This window comes from Arthrobacter sp. 10T416 (assembly GCF_056394165.1).
Genome location: NZ_JBFTHI010000009.1, coordinates 1 through 20,538 on the forward strand (window position 1 = coordinate 1; position 20,538 = coordinate 20,538).

Annotated in this window: 19 protein-coding genes and 1 tRNA gene; 7 read left to right on the top strand and 13 right to left on the bottom strand. The window is 66.8% G+C overall.

Annotation, left to right across the window (positions count from 1 at the left end; genetic code table 11):
* On the bottom strand, positions 1-2,420 hold a 2,420-nt coding region (rpoB, locus tag AC1DBE_RS10650; protein WP_476970489.1), incomplete at its 3' end, for a DNA-directed RNA polymerase subunit beta.
* Between the two features lie 378 nt (positions 2,421-2,798).
* Between rpoB and AC1DBE_RS10655 the strand changes: the two genes are divergently transcribed.
* Positions 2,799-3,998 carry an acetyl-CoA C-acetyltransferase gene (locus AC1DBE_RS10655; RefSeq protein WP_476970490.1) on the top strand — a complete coding sequence of 400 codons (1,200 nt, stop codon included), beginning with the start codon at positions 2,799-2,801 and terminating at the stop codon, positions 3,996-3,998.
* On the top strand, positions 3,998-4,552 hold the full coding sequence (locus tag AC1DBE_RS10660; RefSeq protein WP_476970491.1) for an aminoacyl-tRNA deacylase: 555 nt from the start codon (positions 3,998-4,000) through the stop codon (positions 4,550-4,552). Before AC1DBE_RS10655 ends, AC1DBE_RS10660 begins: the two co-directional genes overlap by 1 nt.
* A gap of 110 nt (positions 4,553-4,662) precedes the next feature.
* On the opposite strand, the gene AC1DBE_RS10665 is transcribed toward AC1DBE_RS10660, so the two are convergent.
* The 10 genes from AC1DBE_RS10665 to AC1DBE_RS10710 form a co-directional block, all read right to left on the bottom strand.
* Positions 4,663-6,495: a bifunctional metallophosphatase/5'-nucleotidase gene (locus AC1DBE_RS10665; protein ID WP_476970492.1), complete on the bottom strand. Its 1,833-nt coding sequence runs from the start codon at positions 6,493-6,495 to the stop codon at positions 4,663-4,665.
* A 226-nt stretch (positions 6,496-6,721) separates the two neighbouring features.
* On the bottom strand, positions 6,722-7,099 hold the full coding sequence (rplL, locus tag AC1DBE_RS10670; protein WP_476877797.1) for a 50S ribosomal protein L7/L12: 378 nt from the start codon (positions 7,097-7,099) through the stop codon (positions 6,722-6,724).
* A gap of 77 nt (positions 7,100-7,176) precedes the next feature.
* On the bottom strand, positions 7,177-7,767 hold the full coding sequence (gene rplJ, locus AC1DBE_RS10675) for a 50S ribosomal protein L10 (RefSeq protein ID WP_138768559.1): 591 nt from the start codon (positions 7,765-7,767) through the stop codon (positions 7,177-7,179).
* Between the two features lie 291 nt (positions 7,768-8,058).
* A complete protein-coding gene (locus tag AC1DBE_RS10680; RefSeq protein WP_476877798.1) occupies positions 8,059-9,177 on the bottom strand; it encodes a GNAT family N-acetyltransferase in 1,119 nt (372 codons plus the stop codon).
* Positions 9,178-9,309: 132 nt separating this feature from the next.
* The gene (locus AC1DBE_RS10685; RefSeq protein ID WP_476970493.1) at positions 9,310-10,422 is read right to left on the bottom strand and encodes a GNAT family N-acetyltransferase; all 1,113 of its coding nucleotides are present in this window, start codon (positions 10,420-10,422) and stop codon (positions 9,310-9,312) included.
* A gap of 94 nt (positions 10,423-10,516) precedes the next feature.
* On the bottom strand, positions 10,517-11,224 hold the full coding sequence (gene rplA, locus AC1DBE_RS10690; protein ID WP_476862376.1) for a 50S ribosomal protein L1: 708 nt from the start codon (positions 11,222-11,224) through the stop codon (positions 10,517-10,519).
* A gap of 181 nt (positions 11,225-11,405) precedes the next feature.
* A complete protein-coding gene (gene rplK, locus AC1DBE_RS10695) occupies positions 11,406-11,837 on the bottom strand; it encodes a 50S ribosomal protein L11 (RefSeq protein ID WP_018773647.1) in 432 nt (143 codons plus the stop codon).
* 129 nt (positions 11,838-11,966) lie between these two features.
* Positions 11,967-12,776: a transcription termination/antitermination protein NusG gene (gene nusG / locus AC1DBE_RS10700; protein WP_476970494.1), complete on the bottom strand. Its 810-nt coding sequence runs from the start codon at positions 12,774-12,776 to the stop codon at positions 11,967-11,969.
* Between the two features lie 112 nt (positions 12,777-12,888).
* Complete coding sequence (gene secE / locus AC1DBE_RS10705; RefSeq protein ID WP_476970495.1) at positions 12,889-13,173, bottom strand: preprotein translocase subunit SecE; 285 nt, start codon at positions 13,171-13,173, stop codon at positions 12,889-12,891.
* 79 nt (positions 13,174-13,252) lie between these two features.
* Positions 13,253-13,325: transfer RNA gene (locus AC1DBE_RS10710), tRNA-Trp, on the bottom strand.
* Between the two features lie 286 nt (positions 13,326-13,611).
* Here AC1DBE_RS10710 and AC1DBE_RS10715 point away from each other — a divergent pair.
* Positions 13,612-14,829 carry a pyridoxal phosphate-dependent aminotransferase gene (locus AC1DBE_RS10715; protein ID WP_476970496.1) on the top strand — a complete coding sequence of 406 codons (1,218 nt, stop codon included), beginning with the start codon at positions 13,612-13,614 and terminating at the stop codon, positions 14,827-14,829.
* Positions 14,830-14,911: 82 nt separating this feature from the next.
* Here the strand turns inward: AC1DBE_RS10715 and AC1DBE_RS10720 are convergent, their stop codons facing one another.
* Together AC1DBE_RS10720 and AC1DBE_RS10725 are read right to left on the bottom strand one after the other, a co-directional pair.
* Complete coding sequence (locus AC1DBE_RS10720; RefSeq protein WP_476970584.1) at positions 14,912-15,586, bottom strand: LuxR C-terminal-related transcriptional regulator; 675 nt, start codon at positions 15,584-15,586, stop codon at positions 14,912-14,914.
* 11 nt (positions 15,587-15,597) lie between these two features.
* Positions 15,598-16,974 carry an ATP-binding protein gene (locus AC1DBE_RS10725; protein ID WP_476970497.1) on the bottom strand — a complete coding sequence of 459 codons (1,377 nt, stop codon included), beginning with the start codon at positions 16,972-16,974 and terminating at the stop codon, positions 15,598-15,600.
* A 124-nt stretch (positions 16,975-17,098) separates the two neighbouring features.
* Here AC1DBE_RS10725 and AC1DBE_RS10730 point away from each other — a divergent pair, with 124 nt between their 5' ends.
* The 4 genes from AC1DBE_RS10730 (at position 17,099) to AC1DBE_RS10745 (ending at position 20,507) form a co-directional block, all read left to right on the top strand.
* Positions 17,099-18,748, top strand: a complete 1,650-nt coding sequence (locus tag AC1DBE_RS10730; RefSeq protein WP_476970498.1) for a PspC domain-containing protein — start codon at positions 17,099-17,101, stop codon at positions 18,746-18,748.
* Between the two features lies 1 nt (position 18,749).
* On the top strand, positions 18,750-19,016 hold the full coding sequence (locus AC1DBE_RS10735; RefSeq protein ID WP_476877806.1) for a hypothetical protein: 267 nt from the start codon (positions 18,750-18,752) through the stop codon (positions 19,014-19,016).
* A gap of 3 nt (positions 19,017-19,019) precedes the next feature.
* A complete protein-coding gene (locus tag AC1DBE_RS10740) occupies positions 19,020-19,274 on the top strand; it encodes a PspC domain-containing protein (protein ID WP_476970499.1) in 255 nt (84 codons plus the stop codon).
* A 207-nt stretch (positions 19,275-19,481) separates the two neighbouring features.
* Positions 19,482-20,507 (top strand): 6-phosphofructokinase, encoded by a 1,026-nt coding sequence (locus AC1DBE_RS10745; RefSeq protein ID WP_476970500.1) that lies wholly within the window; start codon positions 19,482-19,484, stop codon positions 20,505-20,507.
* Positions 20,508-20,538: the final 31 nt, after the last annotated feature.

Below are 20,538 nucleotides of genomic sequence, written 5' to 3' on the forward strand. Positions count from 1 at the left end.
GGGGTGACCTTACCGACCAGGATGTCGCCGGCCTCAACCTCGGCACCGATGTGGATGATGCCGCGCTCGTCCAGGCCTGCCAGGACTTCCTCGGACACGTTCGGGATGTCACGGGTGATTTCCTCGGCACCAAGCTTGGTGTCGCGGGCATCGATCTCGTGCTCCTCGATGTGAATCGAGGACAGGACGTCCTCGGCCACGATCCGCTGGGACAGGATGATGGCGTCCTCGAAGTTATGGCCTTCCCATGACATGAATGCCACGAGCAGGTTCTTACCGAGGGCGAGTTCACCCTGGTCCGTTGCCGGGCCGTCGGCGATGATGCCGCCGACTTCCAGGCGCTGGCCTTCGTTGACCAGGACGCGGTTGTTGTAGCAGTTGCCCTGGTTGGAACGCGCGAACTTGTTGATCCGGTAGTTGGTCTCGGTACCGTCGTCGTTGAGCACGATGACGAGTTCAGCCGAAACCTCGGTGACCACACCGGCCTTCTTGGCGATGGTGACGTCACCGGCGTCGACAGCGGCGGCGCGCTCCATGCCGGTGCCGACGAACGGCGCCTCGGAACGGACCAGCGGCACAGCCTGGCGCTGCATGTTGGCACCCATGAGTGCACGGTTGGCATCGTCATGCTCGAGGAACGGGATCAGGGCGGTAGCCACAGACACCATCTGGCGCGGGGAAACGTCCATGAACTCGACGTCGGCGGCGGGGACCAGCACGGGCTCGCCTCCACCACCGCGGGCGCGGACCAGGACGGTCTCTTCGGCGAAACGCTTGTTCTCGTCGAGCGGCGCGTTGGCCTGAGCGATCAGGACCTCGGCCTCGTCGTCGGCGGTGAGGTACTGGACCTCATCGGAGACGACACCTTCGGAAACAAGGCGGTACGGGGTTTCGATGAAACCGAACGGGTTGATGCGTCCGTAGGAAGCCAGCGAACCGATCAGGCCGATGTTCGGGCCTTCAGGGGTTTCGATGGGGCACATACGTCCGTAGTGGGACGGGTGCACGTCACGGACTTCCATGCCGGCGCGGTCACGGGACAGACCACCCGGGCCAAGCGCGGACAGGCGGCGCTTGTGGGTCAGACCCGAGAGCGGGTTGTTCTGGTCCATGAACTGGGACAGCTGGGACGTTCCGAAGAACTCCTTGATGGCTGCCACGACGGGGCGGATGTTGATCAGGGTCTGCGGCGTGATGGCCTCGACGTCCTGGGTGGTCATCCGCTCGCGGACAACGCGCTCCATACGGGACAGGCCGGTGCGGACCTGGTTCTCGATGAGCTCGCCGACGGCGCGGATGCGGCGGTTGCCGAAGTGGTCGATGTCATCGATCTCGACGCGGAGTTCGTGGTCCTGGCCGTCGCGCTTGCCCGTGAGGGTCTTCTCACCGGCGTGCAGGGCTACCAGGAACTTGATCATGGCAACGATGTCTTCAACGTGCAGCACGGAGGCTTCCTTGTCACCAAGGGAGCGGTCGATGCCGAGCTTGCGGTTGATCTTGTAACGGCCAACCTTGGCCAGATCGTAGCGCTTGGAGTTGAAGTACAGGTTGTCCAGCAGGGACTGGGCAGCCTCGACGGTGGGCGGCTCGCCCGGTCGCAGCTTCCGGTAGATGTCCAGCAAGGCGTCTTCGCGGGTTTCGGTGGCGTCCTTCTCCAGCGTCGCGCGCATGGAGTCGTACTGGCCGAATTCCTCGAGGATCTGGCCTTCGGTCCAGCCGAGGGCCTTCAGCAGCACCGTGACGGACTGCTTGCGCTTGCGGTCGAGGCGGACACCGACCTGGTCGCGCTTGTCGATTTCGAGTTCGAACCAGGCGCCGCGGGACGGGATGATCTTCGCGGTGAAGATGTCCTTGTCGCTGGTCTTGTCGGCGGTGCGCTCGAAGTAGGCGCCCGGGGAGCGGACGAGCTGGGACACGACGACACGCTCGGTGCCGTTAACGACGAAGGTGCCCTTCTCGGTCATCAGCGGGAAGTCGCCCATGAACACGGTCTGCTGCTTGATTTCGCCCGTGTTGTTGTTCATGAACTCGGCCTTGACGTACAGCGGAGCCGAGTACGTAGCGTCCCGGTCCTTGCACTCGGCCATGGTGTACTTCGGGTCAGCGAACTCCGGCTCGGAGAAGCTCAGGGACATGGTGCCCTGGAAGTCCTCGATCGGGGAGATCTCTTCGAAGATGTCAGACAGGCCCGACGTGGTGGCGACGCTGAGGTCGCCCTCTTCGACGGCCTTCGCGACGCGTGCCTGCCAGCGTTCGTTTCCGACCAGCCAGTCGAAGCTGTCCGTTTGCAGGGCAAGCAGATTCGGAACGTCAAGCGGTTCGTGAATCTTTGCGAAGGAGAGCCGGCGGGTTGCACCGTCGGTGCTGTCGGCATTGATAGCGGTAGCGTTGTTTACATTAGAGGTGCTCGAGGCGACCAAGAGGGATCCTTCCACAGACCTTCAGGCGTTTTCAGATCTCCCCCGTTATGCACCCTGCGAAAGTGACTCCGCAGTGCTACCAATCCGGTTCCGCTATATGACCCGGGAACCCACGCTGACCATGCTGGTGCACGTTGTAGACGGCACATTGATGGAGCAGCTGTCAGGCTAAGCCCACCGCTATATGAAGGCTGAAGGTAAACAGGGAAGACGCAAATATCTACGATACGGCAAAGCAACCTACTTGTCTACCCCACTTGCGGCGTGAATGCAAGCACGTCCCCCGGCGCCGGCGCTCCCGCCCTCCCTGCCGAATAGCACCGTGACGGGGCTCACGATAGCCTTGAAGAACATCGTTAGAGATCGGAAGAGATAACCATGAACAACTCCGCGGACAACAATGATGTTGTCATCCTCGCAGCCGCCCGCACCCCCCAGGGCCGGCTCAACGGGCAGCTGGCCAGCTTCACCGCCGTCGAACTCGGTGCCCACGCAATCCGCGCCGCCCTTGCTGCCAGCGGAGTCAAGGCTGACCAGGTCGATTCAGTAATCATGGGCCAGGTCCTGCAGGCCGGCGCCGGGCAGAACCCGGCCCGGCAGAGTGCCATCGGGGCAGGCATCGGCTGGAACGTTCCCACCGTCACCATCAACAAGGTGTGCCTTTCCGGCCTTACCGCCGTGATCGACGCGGCCCGGCTGATCCGCAGCGGGGATGCCACCGTGGTGGTCGCCGGCGGCCAGGAGTCCATGACCCGGGCGCCGCACCTGCTGCCCGGCTCCCGGCAGGGCTGGACGTACGGTTCCATCCAGGCGCTCGACGCCGCCGCCCACGACGGCCTCACCGACGCCTTCGACGGCCAGTCGATGGGACTGTCCACGGAGAGCAAGAATGTCACCCTCGGCATCGACCGCGCCTCCCAGGACGAGGTGGCCGCGGCCTCGCACCAGCGCGCCGCATCGGCTGCGAAGGATGGCGTCTTCGACGGCGAGATCGCGCCGATCAGCGTCAAGCAGCGCAAGGGTGACCCCCTGGTGGTCAGCGCCGACGAGGGCATCCGTCCGGACACGTCGGTTTCCTCCCTGGCCGGGCTGCGTGCCGCGTTCGCCACGGACGGCACCATCACGGCCGGCAACTCCTCGCCGCTCTCCGACGGGGCAGCCGCCCTGGTCCTCACCTCGCGGCAGTTCGCCGAGGACCACGGACTGGAGTACCTGGCCGTGGTCGGCACGCCCGGACAGGTCGCCGGACCGGACAATTCGCTGCACTCCCAGCCGTCCAACGCGATCAAGAGCGCACTGGATAAGGCCGGATGGTCAGCCGCGGACCTGGACTTCATCGAGATCAACGAGGCCTTCGGCTCCGTGGCTGTGCAGTCCCTCAAGGACCTGGACTACCCGCTCGAACAGTGCAACATCCACGGCGGCGCGATTGCCCTGGGCCACCCGATCGGCGCATCCGGAGCACGGCTGGCCCTGCACGCGGCCCACGAGCTGAAGCGCCGCGGCACCGGCAAGGCCGCCGTGTCCCTCTGCGGCGGCGGCGGGCAGGGCGAGGCCCTCCTGCTGTACCGCGACTGATGACCGAACCCACGGCACACCCGGCTGCGGGGCAGGCTTCCGGCCCCGCAGCCGGTCTTCCTTCCGGGCACCACCACGGCGGGAGCACCGGCAGGAAACGCTTCCTCGCCGACGCCGCCGCACGCGGGATCACGGTGGAACTGGTGGAGCGGATGGCCGCGAGCAGCCTGGAGGAGGCCGCGGCCATCCTCGGCATCAGCCCCGGCGACATCGTGAAGTCCCTTGTGGTCAAGCACAAGGACGGCAGCTTCCTCTTCGCCCTTGTCCCCGGCGACCGCCAGATCTCCTGGCCCAAACTCCGCCAGCTGGTCGGAGTCAACAAGCTGTCCCTGCCCAGCGCCGACGTCGCCCTCGCTGCGACCGGCTACGAGCGGGGCACCATCACCCCGCTCGGCAGCACCACCGCGTGGCCTGTGTACGCGGACAGCACCATCGCCGGCCGCCGGATCTCGATGGGTGCCGGTGAGCACGGCTACAGCGCATTCGTCCACCCGGACGCACTGACCGCCGCCCTCGGCGCCGTCGTCGCGGACATCACCGATCCGGTCCAGTAACGACGTAGCCCAGCCCGGTTAACACGTGCCTGGCGCATCGACTGCTCCGTAGGTGCCGTTCTGGGCGCTGAAAACGGCGGTTACGGAGCAGTCGATGGGAGCTCAGTGCGTCAGGCTGTGACTGTCAGGGCTTGCCCGTTGACCGTGAGCCGCCAGTTGTCCTGGCTGAAGACCGAGGCGTCGAGCGTCCCACGGGCCACGACGTAGTCGATGATGCGCTGCCGGATCTCCTGCTGGCTGTTGGAGAGGACCGGAGCTGTCTTGACCGCGGGGAAGTTGCCGCCACCGCTCTGGCGGTAGTTGTTGATGGCCATGGCAAATTCCTTGTCCGCCGGCACGGGGGCGCCGCCGTAGGTGAGATTCATGATCCTGTCCCCCACCGGGCGGCCCAGGTCGATCTCGTAATTCAACGGCGCGTCCAGCCCGTACACGACGTCGTAGTTGTAATCCGGGGTGCCGTTCGGCGCGATGGCGGTGGCCGCGTTCGTGACGTCCTGGGCGCGCGCGGTAGTGCCGCTGACCGGCTTGAAGTACTGGGCCGACCACTCCAGGTAGGCCTTGACCTGCGCGCCCGTGACCTTGATGGAGAGCAGCGTGTTGTCGAAGATGTAGAGGCCCGCCACGTCGCGGATGGTCAGCGGGCCGGCCTTCACATCCACCGACCGGGAGAAGGCCGCCGCGATGGACAGCACCGGGAGTGCCGCTGCCGGGCCGTTGGCGAGTTCGGCTTTGATGGTGGCCGCCTGGACGTAGTTGATCGCATCGATCGCGGCGGAATCGCCCCAGCAGGCGGTGGCCGTGGACAGCGGCGCGGTGGAGGTGCCAATGACCTGGTTCACGTACTTCACGGTGGCCTCGTGCCCGGCCTGCACCGCGTTGACAACGGCGGGGTCCGGGTCCACGGTCTTGGCATCCAGCAGGTGTGAGTGGGCCGAGGCCACCTTCCACTCTCCGCGGTCCTTGACGAGGTCCAGATCGATGACGGCGACGCGCATGCCCCATTTGAGCGGCTCGGTCAGGAGAACCTGCCGGCCGGTGGCTTTGTTGGTGACGAACCGCTCTGGGATCTCCAGGTGCGCGTGCCCCACCAGGATGGCGTCAATCCCTGGAACCTCTTCGGCGAGCTGGGTGGACGCGTTCTCGGGGAACGGCAGCGCATCCCCGTAGGAGGAACCCGGGGTGGCGCCCGAGTGGCTGGAGACGATAACGACGTCAGCCCCGGCCGCCTTCATTTCCGGGATGACCGTCTTGGCTTCCTCGACGATGCCGTTGAAGTCGAGCTTGCCCTGCACGTTGTCGCGGTCCCAGAGCGCGCACCCGGGAGTCACGAAGCCGACCAGGCCCACAGTCACCCAGCCGTTCCCTGTCTTGACCCGCTTGAGGACGTACGGCGTGAATGCCCGCCCGCCGCTGACGGCGTCGTGGACGTTGGCGCCGAGCAACGGGAAATCAAGCTGCTTCTCCCAGGTCCGCAGCATGGGGATCCCGTAGTTGAACTCGTGGTTTCCGAGGGCGACGGCGTCGTAGCCCACGGCGTTCATGGCCAGGGCCATGGGGTGCTTGACGGTGTCGGAAATGGGGTTCACCTTGGCGAAGTAGTAGGCCAGGGGCGTGCCCTGGATGGTGTCACCGGAGTCTATGGTGAGGGTGTTGCCGGCGCCGCGTTCGGCCCGAACGGCCTTGATCAGGGTGGCCGCCTGGGCGATGCCGATCTTGTTGCCCGAGCTGTCCGAGTACGGAACGTCCTTGAAGTAGTCCCAGTTGAAGACGTTGTTGTGCAGGTCGGTGGTGCCCAGCACCGTGAGGGTGAACTGCTTCTTCCCGTTGGCGGGTGCTGCGTGGGCGGCCGGGGCCCCGGAGAGCGTCGCTGCGGCGGCGCTGCCGCCAACGAACGCCGCGGTGAGCATGGCGCGGCGGGAGAACGACGGGTTGGGATCGGTCATTGTATGAGCTCCTCAGGGGTTTCGCGGCCGGTCGGCACAAAGCCAAAGTCTAGGGCGGCTGCTGCGTCCTGAAAAGGAGAGCCCGCCATCATTTACGCAGGATTCACCTTCGGGCCGCCGTCTGCGCGGCAGTCCCGCGAAGCCTCCGGAACGCAGGAAACCCCGCCCACCGAAGTGGACGGGGTTTCCCGGGTGGAAAGCGTGAAGCCTTCCGGAACTGCGAGTGTTACTTGAGGGTAACGGTGGCGCCGGCAGCCTCGAGCTGCTCCTTGGCCTTCTCAGCAGCTTCCTTGGTGGCGCCTTCGAGGACAGCCTTCGGTGCGCTGTCAACCAGGTCCTTGGCTTCCTTGAGGCCGAGGGAGGTGATGGCGCGAACTTCCTTGATCACTGCGATCTTCTTGTCGCCAGCAGATTCGAGGACGACGTCGAAGTCGGTCTTCTCTTCGGCTTCTTCAGCAGCTCCGCCACCGGCCGGGCCGGCAACTGCGACAGCAGCAGCGGTAACTTCGAAGGTCTCTTCGAAGAGCTTGACGAACTCGGAGAGCTCGATGATGGTCAGTTCCTTGAAAGCTTCAATGAGCTCTTCGTTGCTGAGCTTCGCCATGGTGTGGCGTCCTTCCTATAGGTGGTGCTGGGCGGCCTGGGCCGTTGCTTCGCACCGGAGTCTTGGTTGAAAGAGAGTTAGTTCTCTTCGGTTGCTGCGGCCTCGGCCGGAGCTTCGGTCTCTGCTGCTTCTGCGGCCGGGGCTTCTTCAGCGGCGGGTGCTTCGGCAGCTGCCGGTGCACCGTTCTCTTCTTCAAGCTTGAGGCGCAGGGCGTCAATGATGCGTGCAGCAGCGGCAGCAGGAGCCTTGAGGATGCCTGCAACCTTGGCGAGCTGCAGCTCGCGGGACTCGAGTGCTGCCAGGGCAGCAACTTCGCTGGCGTTCAGTGCCTTGCCCTCGAAGTAACCGGTCTTGATGACCAGCTGCTTGTTAGCCTTGGCAAAATCCGTCAGGCTCTTGGCAGCTGCAACAGCGTCACCCTTGATGAACGCGATTGCAGTGGGGCCGGCAAGCTGGCCGTCGAATGCTTCGACGCCGGCTTCCTTGGCTGCAATGGCGGTCAGGGTGTTCTTGACGACCGCGAACTTGGTGTCCTGGCCGAGAGAAACACGCAGCTGCTTGAGCTGTGCAACGGTGAGCCCACGGTATTCGGTCAGGACAGCGGCGTTCGATTCCTTGAAATCGTTAGTGATCTCAGCTACTGCTGAAACCTTGGTAGGCGTTGCCATAACCCTCCTTCCGGGGATAGTGCCGGTATTCCGGGTCCCCTCAGGATCGCTAAAACTAAAAACGCCCCGCGCAGATGCACGGGGCTTGTCTCAACGCGGGTCAGCCGCGGAGCTTTGCTTCGTTCACCTGCGCCGGCCGCCCTGCGATGGGGGTCCTTCGTCCGGAAATCTACTTTGATCCCCCGCACACAACTGCAGAAGTGAGCGATGCTCAGGAGAGTGGATTTCCAACAACCGACGGTCTTTGGTTCCCCCAGCTTACGGGAAGGACCCCGGCAGCTCCAAATCGGCTCAGCTGACACTGGGCCCGAGGTCGGGGAGCTCCTTTTGCCAGATACCGGTGACCCCCGCGGTGGTGAAGCCGAGCTGCTGGTTGACGGTCAGCAGATACCGGTTCTCCGGCGCGTTCCAGGTGTACAGGACCCGGGCGTCCGGGAACTGTTCCGTGAGGCGTTCCATGTTGGCGACCTTGATCAGCAGCCCCAGTTTGTTCCCGCGGTGCTCGGCCAGGACCACGGTGTCATCCTGGAAGACGACGTCGGGGCGCAGCGCCAGCACGCTGATGGTGGTCAGGCCGGCCAGCGACCCGGTGGCAATGTGCTCGACGGCGGTGACCACCGTCCGGCGGCCCTGCGCGATGGCGACCTCTTCGGCCTCCCGGAGGATGCCGCCGTCGAAGACCAGCTCCTCATCGCCGGCCCCGGGAGAGCTGCCCTCCCCGGCCCGGTTTTCGAGGGCGACGACGGCCTCGAGCCACTGGTCCGGGCAGCGGTCCGTCCAGTGGTGCAGCCGGTACCGTCCGGCGTTGGCTTCCTCGGCTTCGGCCTGCAGGTCCGCGACCACCTTGCTGTCCAGCGGAAGGGCGCAGGAGCTGAACTGCTCGATGTGCTGGAGCGTGTACCCGGTGTGCTGCGCGAACTCCACCTCCCGGCTGTTCAGCGGAACAAACCCCATGCCGGAGCCGGGGATGAGCTGCCCGGCCGCGCTGTCCGCCAGGCTCGCCCCAGGGTGGTTTGTATCAATCAGGATGGTCCGCCGTCCCTCGTCCCGGGCCAGGTGCTCCGCGGCTTCCAGCAACTGCCGGCCCACGCCGCGGCCCTGGAACTCGGGCAGGATATCCAGGGTGAATTCGGCGAGGTCCAGGTTGTCCGCCAGGGGCAGGGCCACGTCAGCGGTGCCGACAATGACGCCGTCGACCTTGGCCACCAGGATGACCTGTCGCTCGTAGGGGTCCGCCATCTCCAACAGCTTCTCCAGCGGGGAGTAGGCGAGATCGTCGCTCCCCCACGTCTGCATGCGGACTTTGCGGCCGACTTCGACGGCGGCAAGGAAGTCCGCGGCATCCGGTCCGTCCAGCGAATCGGGGATCCAGAGCTGCTCGACCCGTACTTCCTCTGCCTTAGCGGGCATGTTCCCAGCCATCCTGCCGCCGTGCGTTCCGCCCGGCTTCCACCGGGCTGTCAAGCGTCAGCATATGCCCGTTGGGGCCCGCATTCCATGCCCCACGCGGGCCAGTTGCGGGCCGGGCCCGGCCGCGGGTTGTCACCCGGCTTGGGAAGCATTCTCCGGGGCGACGGAGCGTTGCCATTCCCCGTCCCAGCCCGCGGGCCGGAAGCCGAGGGCGATGTTGATCGCCAGCATGTGGCTGTTCTCGGCAGCGTTGAAGGTGGTCACCCGCTCCACGTCCGGAAAATCGGCCAGGCGCCGCAGATTGGCGATCTTGACCAGCATCCCCAGGCGGTGCCCGCGATGGCTGGCTGCCACCAGCGTGTCATCCTGTTCGGCGAGCCACGGTTTGCTGGGCGCGAGCTCCAGCACCGAGTACGCCGCGAGCTCTCCGGTCTCCACGTGCCGGGCCGCCGCCACCAGGGAGGTGTTGCCGGCCCGCTGCCAGGTGTCCTCCACGTGCCGGACGCGCGCGACGTCCCACGTCTCGGCGTCGAAACTGAGGCCGCCCATCGGGGCGTCCGTGCTCATTCGCGACATCAGTACGGCCAGCTGGGCGACGTACTCATCCGGGCAGCGGTCGGTCCAGGTCAGGAGCTCGTATCCGGCGGCCCTGGCCTGCGCCCCGCTCTCCAGCCCGTCCAGCCCTGGTGCCGCGGCGGCCACGTCCAGGCTGCTGAACCGTTCGACCTGCTCCAGCCGGTAGCCGGTGGCGGCCGCGAACCGCACGCCAGGCGCCGTTGCCGGCAAGGCGCCGGTGCCCGTCAGGGGCACGACAACGTCCGGACCGTCGGCGTCGAAGTCCGCCGGGTGTTCCGTGAAGGTCATCAGGGTGGTGCGGCCATCGCCGGCCGCGAGGGCCTCGGCATGTTCCAGCAGCGCCCGTCCAATACCGCGGCCGGTGTACTCGTTGAGTACGGCCACGTGCAGGAGTGCACTGCCGAGGTTTTCCTGCTGCTCGAACCTGACCCAGGACTTCGCTGCCATCTTGCCGTCGACGCGGACGAAGAACAGCCGCGTCCGCGTGTAGGCGTTGTCCCGCCAGAAACGCAGCCGGGCCGCGGCCGCCGACGCACGGTCCAGATTCCCCCACGTTTCAAGGGTCAGGGCGTCGCAGAGTTGCCCGAATTCCAGGAACTCCGCCGCGCCAAGTCCTTCAAGGGACTCGGGCAGGACCAGTGGCTCGATCAGATACGTCGATGCAGTCACCGGCCCAGCCTAACTGGCGCCCGAAAAGCAGAAAAGACCGCCCCGCGTGAGCGGGACGGTCTTTTCGTTACTTGCTGCTGCAAGCGGGTGAGGACTAGACCTCGGTCAGGACCTTGGTGACGTTGGGGTCAACCGAGATGCCCGGGCCGAACGTGGTGGCCACGGTGGCCTTCTGGATGTAGCGGCCCTTGGAAGCGGACGGCTTCAGGCGAAGGACCTCTTCCAGTGCTGCTGCGTAGTTCTCGGCCAGCTTGACGGCGTCGAAGGAAACCTTGCCGATGATGAAGTGCAGGTTCGAGTGCTTGTCGACGCGGAAGTCGATCTTGCCGCCCTTGATGTCGTTGACAGCCTTGGTGACGTCAGCGGTCACGGTGCCGGTCTTCGGGTTCGGCATGAGGTTACGCGGGCCGAGGACCTTACCCAGGCGGCCAACCTTACCCATGAGGTCCGGGGTGGCGACGGCGGCGTCGAAGTCGGTCCAGCCGCCGGCGATCTTTTCGATCAGGTCGTCGGAACCAACGAAGTCGGCGCCGGCTGCGATTGCGGCCTCAGCCTTGTCGCCGGTGGCGAAGACGAGGACGCGGGCGACCTTACCGGTACCGTGCGGCAGGTTGACGGTGCCGCGGACCATCTGGTCGGCCTTGCGGGGGTCGACGCCGAGGCGGAAGGCAACCTCAACGGTGGCGTCGAACTTGGATGGGTTGGTGTCCTTGGCGAGGGTCACTGCCTCGAACGGCGCGTAGAACTTCTCCGCGTCGATCTTGGCGGCGGCTGCCTCATATGCTTTGCTGCGCTTTGCCATGCTGCTTATTCTCCTTGTGCAGGTGTGGTCTGCGGACCGCGCTGGGCCCTGCCACAGTCGGGTCTCGGCCAGATGTTCCCGGCCGGGTTCCCGCTATTCAATGTTTAGGTGGTGCCGGCTGGCCGGCGGTGCTGACGGCGTCGTGATCGGTTTCCCGTCCCGTCGCATCAGCAAAAGGGAATTAACCCTCGACGGTGATACCCATGGAGCGGGCGGTGCCGGCGATGATCTTCGCGGCGCCTTCCAGGCTGGTGGCGTTGAGGTCTTCCATCTTGGTGGTGGCGATCTCGTTGACCTGGGCCTGGGTCAGCTTGGCAACCTTGACGGTGTGCGGGGTAGCCGAACCCTTGGCGACGCCTGCAGCCTTCTTGATGAGCTCTGCAGCCGGCGGGGTCTTGGTGATGAACGTGAACGAGCGGTCCTCGTAGACCGTGATTTCAACCGGAATAACGTTGCCGCGCTGGGCTTCCGTCGCAGCGTTGTACGCCTTGCAGAATTCCATGATGTTGACACCGTGCTGGCCAAGCGCAGGACCGATCGGCGGGGCCGGGTTAGCGGCACCTGCCTGGATCTGCAGCTTGATGAGGCCGGTGACCTTCTTCTTGGGAGCCAATGTAGGTCCTTCTCTCAAATACGTCCTGGGGCACAGGAGCGTGCCTCAGGTTGGTGGCCGCCATGGCGAGGCGGCCGGCCGCTCCGGGGCTGCTAAGCGGGCAGCCCGGGGCGAATTCTGTGGGTGGAGCTAGATCTTGCTGACCTGGTTGAACGCCAGGGTGACAGGGGTTTCGCGCTCGAAGATGGAAACCAGGACCACCAGGGTCTGGGACTCCGGCTTGATCTCGGAGATCGTGGCCGGAAGGGTCTCGAACGGACCTTCCTTGACGATGACGGATTCGCCGACTTCGAAGTCAACGGCCACGGGAACCTGGCTCTGCTTGTTGACCGGCTTGCCCTTCTCGGCCTGCTCTTCTTCGAAGACCGGGGCGAGCATGGAGAAGACCTCGTCGAGGCGCAGCGGCACGGGGTTGTGGGCGTTGCCCACGAAGCCGGTGACACCGGGGGTGTGGCGGACGGCGCCCCAGGAGGCGTCCGTCAGATCCATGCGGACCAGGACGTAGCCGGGGATGCGGACGCGGTTGATGACCTTGCGCTGAGCGTTCTTGATCTCCACGACTTCCTCCATCGGGACCTGGATCTCGAAGATGTAATCTTCCATGTCCAGGGTCTGGATGCGGGTCTCAAGGTTGGCCTTGACGCGGTTTTCGTAGCCGGCGTAGGAGTGTATGACGTACCAGTCACCCTCCTGGCGGCGGAGCTTGGCCTTGAACTCGTCGGCGGGGTCGACGTCGGCCGCGGCGGCTGCCGCTGCGAGGGCGTCGCCCTCTTCCTCGGTTTCGGCTTCCCCGGCGTCTACGGACTCGTCAGCAGTCTCGTCGGCGGCGTCGGATTCGGGCGCAGCAGATGCAGCCTCGGACTCGTCGCTGGCTTCCACCGCGGCGTCCTGGCTCTTATCCAGCTCAGTCTCAGTTACCTCGAGCTCCTGCTCAGACACTTGGTCTCCTGCTTCCTCATTGCCTAACATGCCTATTTAAATGACTCAATTCCGCACACCCCGCAGAAGCTCCGGATTTCCGGAGGTCCACGCGGTCTGCGGACCGGTCGCCTTAGCGGTCCGTGGCGCCTGTTCCGCCGAAGACCCAGCTCACTCCGGTCCCGAAGGCCAGGTCCAGCAGGGTGACGATCACCATCATGATGACCACGAACACCAGCACCACGAGCGTGTAGTTGATCAGTTCCGTGCGGGTGGGCGCGACGACCTTCTTCAGTTCGCCGATGACCTGGCGGACGAAGAGTGCGATCCGGGCGAAGAATCCTGCCTTGGGGGCATTCTTGGCGGGGCGGCCTTTGGAGCTGCTGGCAGCTGTTTCGGTCACCTGATCCTCACTCATCCTCGCAATGTCGGATACCCGGCTCTGAACTGAACCATGGTTGCTGCGCTGGTTCCGGTCATTCCCGGAACAGCTTGCGCAGGGCAGACAGGACTCGAACCTGCAACCTGCGGTTTTGGAGACCGCTGCGCTACCAATTGCGCCACTACCCTATGGATCGAAAACGGGTCAGACTGCCTTGTTCCGCAGGCTTCCCTGAGGCGCACGCCATCATCGTGTTTTCAACACCGGAGAACCAGTCTACGCAACAACTGCGTCCACGTCGAACCGGCTCCGTCCGGACCCCTGGCTGCGGGCTGAAACAACGTCCCGGAGGTCGCTTTCGCGCCTCGGGTCACATTCATACCCGGCACCCCGGAGGATCCGCTGAACAGCATAGAGTAGATTTCGTCGAATCCCACATCCAGCCACGAGCTGTACGCGAAGAACGGACCCGCAATGCCTGCCGCCCGCATTTCCCAGCGCATTTCCGCCATAGCCGAATCCGCCACACTGGCTGTCGATGCCAAGGCGAAGGCGTTGAAGGCGGCCGGCCGCCCGGTCATCGGCTTCGGGGCCGGCGAGCCCGACTTCCCCACCCCCGGCTACATCGTCCAGGCCGCCATCGAAGCCGCAGGCCAGCCGAAGTTCCACCGCTACTCCCCCGCCGGCGGCCTGCCCGAACTGAAGCAGGCCATCGCCGAAAAGACGTTCCGGGACTCCGGCTACAAGGCTGAGGCGTCCCAGGTCCTGGTGACCAACGGCGGCAAGCAGGCCGTCTACAACACCTTCGCCACGCTGCTGGACCCGGGCGACGAGGTGATCGTCCCGACACCGTTCTGGACCACCTACCCCGAGGCCATCCGGCTTGCCGGCGGCGTGCCGGTGGAGGTTTTCGCCGGTCCGGACCAGGGTTACCTCGTCACGGTGGACCAGCTGGAAGCGGCCGTCACGGACCGCACCAAGATCCTGCTCTTCGTGTCCCCATCCAACCCGACCGGTGCCGTGTACTCACCGGAGCAGGTCAAGGAAATCGGCCAGTGGGCGGCCGCCAAGGGCCTGTGGGTGGTCACCGACGAAATTTATGAGCACCTGACGTACGACGGCGTCCCGTTCACCTCGATCGCGACCGCCGCCCCCGAACTGGGCGACAAAGTGGTCATCCTCAACGGCGTCGCGAAGACCTACGCCATGACCGGGTGGCGGGTTGGCTGGATGATCGGCCCGGCAGACGTGATCAAGGCCGCCACGAACCTGCAGTCGCACGCCACGTCCAACGTCTCCAACGTTCCGCAGATGGCCGCCCTCGCTGCGGTCTCCGGTCCGCTCACCGCAGTGGATGAGATGAAGGTGGCCTTTGACCGCCGGCGGAAGGCCATCGTTGCCGGCCTTAACGCGATCGAGGGCGTGGACTGCCCCACCCCCAAGGGCGCTTTCTACGTCTACGCCGACATCCGCGCCCTGTTGGGCAAAGAGTTCCCTACCGCGAACGGCCCGGTCCGGCCTTCGACGTCGGCTGAACTGGCCGCACTGATCCTCGATGAGGTGGAGGTCGCCGTCGTCCCGGGTGAGGCATTCGGTCCGTCGGGTTATCTCCGGCTCTCCTACGCGCTGGGCGACGAGGACCTGGCTACCGGCGTCGGCCGTCTCCAGGACTTCCTCGGCAAGGCCAAGTAGCCGCCCCAAATCCCTGATGCGCTATCACTTTTGGTCCCTAAACCGCCGGAATAGGGACCAAAAGTGATAGCGCATCTTTGGGTTAGAGGAGGCGGCGCTGCGCGGCCCAGCGGGTCAGTTCGTGCCGGCTGGAGAGCTGGAGTTTCCGCAGGACCGCCGAGACGTGGGTTTCCACCGTCTTGATCGAGATGAACAGCTCCTTGGCCACTTCCTTGTAGCTGTAGCCGCGGGCGATCAGCCGCATAACCTCCAGTTCGCGGGCCGAGAGGCGGTCCAGCTCGTCGTCGGCGATGTCCGCGGGCGCCGTTCCGAAGGCATCGAGGACAAAGCCGGCCAGCCTCGGCGAAAAGACAGCGTCGCCGCCCGCGACCCTGCGCACGGCGTCGCTGATCTCGGCCCCGGAGATGGTCTTCGTGACGTACCCCCTGGCTCCGGCGCGGATTACCGAGACCACGTCCTCGGCGGCATCCGAGACGCTCAGCGCCAGGAACTTGGTGGTGGCCAGCAGCGGCGCCGAGCCGGCCAGGACGTCGCGGCCGCCGCCGCCCAGTCCGCCCGGAAGGTGGACATCAAGGAGCACGACGTCGGGGCGCGCCGCCGCGATAACGGCGACGGCTTCTTCCACTGTTCCGGCCTCGCCGACGACGTCGATGCCGGCGTCCAGGTCGGCCTTCAGTCCGGAGCGGAAGATGGCGTGGTCGTCAACGATCACCACACGCGTGGCCGCGGGCGGGTCCGCCGCCCCGTAGGTGCCCATGGGCTGGCTGCTCACTGTGTGTCCTCTCCGTTGGTTCCGGGCGCAGTGGTGCTGCTGCCGGCAGTTGCTCCGGTGCCCGCCGGGCCGGTGGCCGCGAGCGGCAGCCGGAGGCGCACCTCGGTGCCGTCGGCGCTGCTGGCGATGGCGGCCGTCCCGCCGTGGCGGCGCATCCGGCCGATCATGGATTCCCGGACGCCCAGCCGGTCGGCGGGAATCGATCCGGGGTCGAAGCCCGGGCCGCGGTCCTTGACGAAAACTTCCGCGGCTTCATCGGTGACTTCCAGGTAGACCGAGACCGCTCCACCGCCGTGGCGCGCGGCATTGAGCATGGCTTCACGCGCAGCCTGGACCACGGCTTCGAGGCGCTCGGTCATGGCGCAGTCCCCCACCGTGACGACGTCGACGGCGTGACCGAGGGAGTCTTCGACCTCGGCGGCCGCAGCCTTGATCCCGTCCGACAGCTGGCCCGCCCCCTGCTCGGGATCCCGGTACAACCAGCCCCGCAACTCCCGTTCCTGGGCGCGGGCCAGCCGGACGACGTCGTGCTCATTGCCGGCCCGGCGCTGGATCAGCGCGAGGGTCTGCAGTACGGAGTCGTGCAGGTGCGCCGCGATCTCGGCCCGCTCGGTGGCCCGCACACGGCCGGCGCGCTCGGCCTCGAGGTCGCGCCAGAACTTCAGCCCCCACGGCAGCAGCACCAGGGCAACACCGCCCAGCACGGCGACCGAGGCGAGGAGGGCCAGCCAGGTCTGTTCCCAGGACCCCGAACCGGAGACCATCAGCAGGACGCCCGCGATGACCAGCCCGAGTCCGGCTGCCAGCCGCGCCCAGCCGCCGGCCTGGTCCGCCTTGGTCTTATCCACGATGCCGGCTCGCCGGGTCTCGTCCAGCTGCATCCAGGCGATCGCGGCGCCGCCGAGGATGGCGGCCACGGGAATGAGCGTGCCCAGCGGGACGTCCACGCCCAGGAGCCGGGCAATCAGAATGGCCGCCGCCAGCAGGAGCCCGGCGCCGAGCAGGATTTCCTTGCCGTATTGCATGCCGGGGAACCGGCCGCGCCGGACGCCGGTGCCCCCGGCGCCTACGCTTCCCACCCCGGCGCTCCGGCCAGCGGCCGGTCCCTCCGCCACGGGTCCGCTCACGGCCGGGGCGATGGGCGACGCCGGCCGGCTGGCGTTGCGCTTGGCGCTCTCGTCCGCGGTGGGGACCATGATCCATAGCCACGCATAGAACGCGACGCCGGCCCCGCCGGCGAGCGCCGCCACCACCATGCCGATCCGTACCATCCGCACCGGCCAGCCCAGATGGACGGCCAGGCCGGCACAGACGCCGGCAATCACGCGGTCGCTGCTGCGGGCCAGCGGCGGGCGGGAAACGACTGTTGTCATGGATCAATCCAAACACGGACGGGGGTTTTCCGGAGCCGTTTTCCGGCCGAACCGGGGCCTACTCAGGGGCCGTTCAGGGTCTTCCCCAGTAGAGCCGGAACCGCGCAGGCGGCAGGATCGAAGTATGAACCCGCACAGTCCGCACCCAGATGAGGACCCGAACGCATCGGGCCGCCCGGACAGCTCGCCGGGCACCACTCCGGACGGCTCACCGGAATCCCCGCCAGCCGGCCCCCCGGGCGCGCCCGGCAGCGACTCCGCCACCGGACACACCGCCGGCCCCGCCGGCGATCCTTTCAGCAGCCCGACCGCTTCCGGCCCGGCCGCGCCCGGCGGCGCCTCCGGCGAGGCGCCACCCCTCTACCCGCCGGGCGGCCCGTACCCTGCGGCTCCCGGCAGCACCCCGCCGGCGTCGGCAGGTCACCCGCAGAATTTCTTCGACTGGATCCGCAGCCATGGGATGCACCGGGGCCGCGAGCGGTGGATCGGCGGAGTCGCCAGCGGGATCGCGCAGCGGTTCGGCGTCGACCCCCTGATCGTGCGCGGCATCCTGATCGTCCTCACGGTGTTCGCCGGCATCGGCGTCTTGCTCTACGGCCTGGCCTGGGCCCTGCTGCCCGAGCCCGACGGGCGTATCCACGTCCAGGAGGCGGCCGCGGGACGGTGGAGTTCCGGCATGACCGGCGCCCTGATCACCACCCTTCTCGGATTTCCCGGCCTGGGCGGCGGGGTCTGGGGCTGGAGCCACGGCGGCTTTGGCGGCTTCGCCTGGACAGTATTTTGGGTCGGCGGCGCCATCTACCTGATCTACTACCTCACCCAGCGCAACAAAGCCCGGCACGGCGGCACCCCCATGTACAGCCGCCCCGGGCCGGGCTGGGCGCCGGGCCCGGACGCCCCCGCCGACGGAACGGTCCACAGCGCCTACGGCCAGGCCCACCCGACGCTCCCGCTGGACGGACTGCCCGCACACACCCGGGCAGAGGCACCCGCTGGTGCCTCCGGCTGGTCGGCGCCTCCGGCTGGCGCCCCACAGCCGGCCGCCGGGAACTCCGGCGGCTACGGCGGCGGCTACGGAGCGGGGGGCTACGGCGGCGGAGCGTACGGTTCCGTTCCCCCCGTCCCGGCACCGGCCCCGAAGCCACGCCACCCCGGCCCGGGGGCTCCGGCCGTCGCGATCGCGGCGGGCCTGGCACTCCTGGTCGGCGGCGGCATCAAGGCGCTGGATGCCGTACACGCCATCAACCTCGGCACCGCCGGCAACGCCGTCGTCTGGGCCAGCGGAGCGGCCGTCCTGGGACTCGGAATCGTGGTCTCCGGGCTCCGCGGCCGGAGCGCAGGGATCCTCGGATTCTTCGCCGTCGTCGCACTGATCATCGGCGGGGTCTTCAACCTGGCCCCCAACGCCGACCGGGCACGGTTCCAACACGTCGACTGGAGCCCGACGAGCCTCGCCCAGGCAGCGGACGGCTTCGACATCACGGGCGGCAGCGGCACCGTTGATCTGACGCAGCTGAACCTGACCCCGCCGCTGGCCTCCGACGTCGTGGTCCGGCTCGATGCCACAGCCAGCAACGTCACGGTGGCCATCCCCGCCAACGTTCCCGTGCAGGTCCAGGCGGACCTGACCATGGGCAACCTGAACGACGGCGGGGGCAACCACGGCGGTATGACCACCCAGCACAACGACTACAACACGGACAAACCCGGTGGACGCCTGATCGTCAAAGTCTCGGGAACCCTGAGCAACATCACCGTGAAGGAAGGGAACTGACATGAGCGACTTCGACAGGCCGGCGGACGTGCCGGCCACGACGGCCGTTGATTCCGGCGCTCCGCGGGCGCGGGTGGGGACCGTGGTCTGGGGACTGATCGTGCTGGCCCTGGCCGCGCTGATCATCATCTCCCGGCTGGGCCTGGTGGCCCTGAATGGAACCTACGTGCTCATCGGGCTGATGATCGGGGCCGGCGCAGCCCTGGTGGTCGGCGGCCTCCTGTCCGCCCGCAGGCGTGACAAAGACCTGACAACAAGGAAGTCTTGAACCATGGATAAGTTCTTCAGCATCGTCCGGGGCTTCGGCCTGAAGCGCGGCCCGCAGCGCTGGGTTGGCGGCGTCTGCGGCGGGATCGCCGCCAAGCTGAACGTCGACGTCGCGTTCGTCCGGATCGCGTACCTGCTCTTCGCCCTGATCCCCGGGCCCGCATTCGTGTTCTATCTGGCGGCCTGGCTGATCCTGCCCGACCAGCGGAACGCAATCATCCTCGAGATCTTCCTCGAACGGCGCGCCGGCCGGCCCTGAGCCCCTCCCCGCGACCGAGCACCTGCGCACACGCACACCCGCGCACACAACAGTGCCCCCGCCATCCGGCGGGGGCACTGCCGCGTCAGGCGGGGGCACCGCTGGTCACGGTTTGTGTCCTTCCCCACATCCGCCAGTAGACTTCTACGTGAGCTCAGCGTGGCGCTCTGCCTGTAAACACCTTCGAACCAGGATTTGAGCCGAGACATGAAAATTGGAATCCTCACCAGCGGCGGAGACTGCCCCGGACTGAATGCCGTGATCCGCGGCGCCGTCCTGAAGGGCATCGCCGTCCACGGCCACGAGTTCGTGGGATTCCTCGACGGCTGGCGCGGCGTGGTCGAAGGCGACATCATCGACATCCCCCGCACCCTGGTCCGCGGCATCGCCAAGCAGGGCGGCACCATCCTCGGCACGTCCCGGACCAACCCGTTCGAGAACAATGGCGGTCCCGAGGTCATCAAGGCCAACATGGACCGCCTCGGCATCGACGCGATCATCGCCATCGGCGGCGAAGGCACCCTGGCGGCTGCCAAGCGGCTGACCGACGCCGGCCTGAAGATCGTCGGTGTGCCCAAGACGGTCGACAACGACCTCGACGCCACCGACTACACCTTCGGGTTCGATACCGCCGTCGAGATCGCCACCGAGGCCATCGACCGGCTGCGCACCACCGGCGAATCCCACCACCGGACCATGATCGCCGAGGTCATGGGCCGGCACGTGGGCTGGATCGCCCTGCACGCCGGGATGGCCTCCGGCGCCCACGCCATCCTGATCCCGGAGCAGCAGGCTTCCATGGAACAGATCACCGAATGGGTCGTCTCCGCCCACGAACGCGGCCGTGCACCCCTCGTGGTGGTCGCGGAAGGCTTTGTCCCCGAGGGCCAGGTGTCCCCGCACTCCGAGCGCGGGCTCGACACCTTCGGCCGGCCCCGCCTCGGCGGCATCGCCGAGCTGCTGGCCCCGGAGCTGGAGGCCCGGACCGGCATCGAGACGCGGGCCACGGTGCTGGGGCACATCCAGCGCGGCGGCGTTCCAACCGCCTTCGACCGGGTCCTGGCGACCCGCCTCGGCATGGCGGCCATCGACTCGGTCGTGGAACAGCGCTGGGGAACCATGGTCTCCCTGCACGGCACGGACATAGTCCACGTCGGGTTCGATGCCGCGCTCGGAAACCTCAAGAGCGTGCCCGCGAACCGCTATGAGGAAGCAGCCGTCCTCTTCGGCTAGGTCCCCGTCGCGGGGGCGCGCACCGCGGCTG